Annotated in this window: 2 protein-coding genes; both read left to right on the forward strand. The window is 50.9% G+C overall.

Annotated features, from left to right (window positions below):
* Positions 1 to 359: 359 nt before the first annotated feature.
* Positions 360 to 911 carry a Der GTPase-activating protein YihI gene (yihI, locus tag J1785_RS01780; protein ID WP_129955247.1) on the forward strand — a complete coding sequence of 184 codons (552 nt, stop codon included), beginning with the start codon at positions 360 to 362 and terminating at the stop codon, positions 909 to 911.
* A 187-nt stretch (positions 912 to 1,098) separates the two neighbouring features.
* Positions 1,099 to 2,472, forward strand: coding sequence for an oxygen-independent coproporphyrinogen III oxidase (gene hemN / locus J1785_RS01785; protein ID WP_217137359.1), 1,374 nt, complete (start codon positions 1,099 to 1,101; stop codon positions 2,470 to 2,472).
* The last annotated feature ends 53 nt before the right edge of the window (positions 2,473 to 2,525 follow it).

The following is a 2,525-nucleotide window of genomic DNA, read 5'->3' on the forward strand; positions in this document are numbered from 1 at the left end:
GATAAAATTAATATGTTCTTTGAACGCTCAACGCGGCTGGTGGGTATCTTGAGCCTTTGTGTCAGTCGGGTAAAGTGATTCTTACGCGATGAAGGCAAGAATGGAAACATGGACGGAAATTGCATTCACGGATCACTGGAAATGCATCGCGATTTAAGGATGAACGGAGCCGGAGGCTCTGAAAGGCAAAGGAAAAACCGGGACGTTGAGGCTATACAGGGAAAGTGTTTGATGAATATCCTTCTGAAGAAGGAAAGAAAAAGGCAGCAAGGTTACCTTGTTGCCTTTTTTCTTTGTCCGCTTTCTGCTAGATTCCGCCGCAAATCTATACTAAATGTACACACCTAAGAGCAGATGCCATGAAACAGCCAGCGAAAGCACCGCGCGCCAATACCGCGACAGCTAAAACGAAGAAGAAAAGTCGTGTCGAGCTTGATATCGAAGCGCGCGAACGCAAGCGTGACAACAAGCGCCGCGGCCATAAAGCAGGCTCACGCGCTAACCCTGATGCCGCTCAGAACCAAAGCGGCGCGGGGGCGAAAAAAGCCGATCCGCGTATCGGCAGCAAAAAAGCCGTGCCATTGATCGTTGAAACCGTCACGAACAATGCGGCGAAAGCCAAAAAAGCTGCACAGCCGAAGCAAGATGCAAAACCTAAAATGACACCGGAAGAAGAACTGACGTTACTTGAAAACGATGAGCGTCTGGATTCTTTGCTGGATCTCATCGACGATGGCAAAGCATTAAACGCAGAAGATCAGGCTTATGTTGACCAGACTCTGGATCGCATCGATGTTCTGATGGAAATCCTCGGCATTGAACTCGGCGAAGATGAAGATGACGAAGAAGCCGTGAAGAACGAAGACATGATGCAGCTGCTTAAGCGCGGAAACCCAAAAGACGGTTTCTAAGCTATGCGCTGGGTTATCCCGGCAATAGCCTTACTCTTTGCATGTTATCTGCTTTGGTTATTCGGTAAACTACGCCGGTTATCGAAAACCAGAGCACGTTTGCGCAGAGCGACCTTTGCACGGCAGGCCAAAAGCCTGCCTGTAAGGCGAACCGGCAGCATCCGACGCCGGAAGGAGTAAGTCACCCATGTCAGAACAGACTACCGTCTGGGATTTAGCGCTGATCCAGAAATACAATTATTCGGGTCCGCGATACACATCCTATCCAACAGCGCTTGAGTTCAGTGAAAGCTACGATAATACCGCTTTCGAAAAGGCGGCCGCCCGTTATCCGGCACGTCCGCTCTCATTGTACGTGCACATTCCTTTCTGCCATAAGCTCTGCTACTTTTGCGGCTGCAATAAACTGGTGACCCGTCAGCAGCATAAAGCCGAAGAATATCTCAACGTGCTGGAAAAAGAGATAAGTCACCGTGCGCCGTTCTTTAAGGGCCGTCAGGTGAGTCAGCTGCACTGGGGCGGTGGTACACCGACTTACCTCAGTAAAGCCCAGATAAGCCGTTTGATGGGCCTTCTGCGGGCACAATTTAATATCCTGCCCGACGCAGAAATGTCGCTGGAAGTGGATCCGCGTGAAATCGAGCTGGATGTGCTCGACCATTTGCGTCGCGAAGGCTTTAATCGCCTGAGCATGGGCGTGCAGGATTTCAACAAAGAAGTGCAGCGTCTGGTTAACCGTGAGCAGGACGAAGATTTCATCTTTGCCCTGATTGAACGCGCCCGTATGCTGGGTTTCAGTTCGACCAATATCGATCTGATTTACGGCCTGCCGAAGCAGACGGCAGAAAGTTTTGCCTACACGTTGCAACGCGTGGCAGAGCTGAACCCCGATCGCCTGAGTGTGTTTAACTATGCGCATATGCCAAAACTGTTCGCCGCTCAGCGCAAAATCAAAGATGCCGATTTACCAGGCGCAGAAGAGAAACTGAAAATTCTGCAGGAAACCATCGCTTCGCTGACCGGTTCCGGTTACCGCTTTATCGGTATGGATCACTTTGCCCGCCCTGATGATGAGCTGGCTATTGCCCAGCGCGAAGGTAAATTGCACCGCAATTTCCAGGGCTACACTACACAGGGCGACAGCGATTTGCTCGGAATGGGCGTTTCTGCTATCAGCATGCTCGGCGACACCTATGCGCAGAATGAAAAAGATCTCAAAACCTATTACGCCCGGGTGGAAGAGCAGGGGCATGCGTTATGGCGCGGTCTGGAAATGACCAGCGATGACTGCCTGCGTCGTGACGTTATTAAATCGCTAATCTGCCATTTTGAGCTGAATTTCGGCGATATTGCACAGCGTTATGATATCCGCTTCACCGACTATTTTGCTGATGACCTGGCACTGCTGAAGCCGCTGGCAGAAGACGGGCTGGTTGAGGTGAGTGATACGCATATTCTGGTGACGCCACGCGGGCGTTTGCTGATCCGTAATATCTGCATGTGCTTTGATATTTATCTGCGCCGTCAGGTGCGCCAGCAACAATTCTCCCGCGTTATCTGACTGCCTGCGCTGCAAAAATCTATTCGCAGTAAAGCAAAACAGCCGCATGAGCG

The sequence above is a fragment of the Rahnella perminowiae genome (assembly GCF_019049755.1).
GTDB lineage: Bacteria > Pseudomonadota > Gammaproteobacteria > Enterobacterales > Enterobacteriaceae > Rahnella > Rahnella perminowiae.